2 protein-coding genes are annotated in these 741 nt (G+C 65.9%); both read right to left on the minus strand.

All coding sequences use genetic code 11. The features are described 5' to 3' along the window. Nucleotides 1–78 precede the first annotated feature (78 nt). Nucleotides 79–519: a triose-phosphate isomerase gene (locus AHiyo1_RS09870; RefSeq protein ID WP_253257249.1), complete on the minus strand. Its 441-nt coding sequence runs from the start codon at nucleotides 517–519 to the stop codon at nucleotides 79–81. Further along, nucleotides 503–741: RpiB/LacA/LacB family sugar-phosphate isomerase (locus AHiyo1_RS09875; protein WP_172465563.1), on the minus strand; the 239-nt coding region annotated here is incomplete at its 5' end. The genes AHiyo1_RS09875 and AHiyo1_RS09870, both read right to left, overlap by 17 nt.

Below are 741 nucleotides of genomic sequence, written 5' to 3' on the forward strand. Positions count from 1 at the left end.
CGAGCGATTGCGCCCGCTTGAGGGCGGCGTCGATCTCGGCGGAGCAATGGGCGATGGCCTCTTCGGCTGAACCGGAGTTCAGTTCGCCGACGCACAGAACCGGGGTGAGGCCGTTGCGGTAGCTGCCGCGGTCTTGAGCCCGATGACCCGGTGGTCCTCGCCGAAGATCCTGCGGCGTTCGGCGTGCCCGATTTCGACGTAGCTGCCGCCGATCTCGGCCACCATCTTCCCGCTGACCTCGCCGGTGTATGCGCCTTCGTCTTCCCAGAAGATGTCCTGCGCGCCCGTGCCTGCGCCGGACGTTTCGAGGAGTCGGCCGGCGTCCGCTAGAACGGGGAAGGCCGGCAGGACGAACAACTCGACCTCGCCGCTCCGGACCGCGGGATGCGCGTCCGCGATGGACGCCACTTCCCGGCAGTATTCGAGCGTGCGCTCGTAGCCGAAATACATCTTCAGGCTGACGCCGATGATCGCCTTCTCATTCGTCCCGCCGACGGCGGGTTTAGCAGGAAGTGACACCCTCGTAGTCCTTAATAAGCGTGACTTTCTCGGCGGAGGCTGAGGACTCGTCGAACGTGTAGGTGAGCCACTCCTTGGCGAGGCGGCGGGCAAGTTCCAGGCCGACGACGCGCTGTCCGAAGGTGAGGACCTGCGCGTTGTTGCTCAGGACGGCCCGTTCCACGGAAAAGCTGTCGTGGGCGGTGACGGCGCGGATGCCGGGGACCTTGTTGGCTGCGATGG

Origin of the sequence: Arthrobacter sp. Hiyo1 (assembly GCF_001263615.2) — a bacterium.
In the GTDB taxonomy this organism is placed as follows: Bacteria; Actinomycetota; Actinomycetes; order Actinomycetales; family Micrococcaceae; genus Arthrobacter.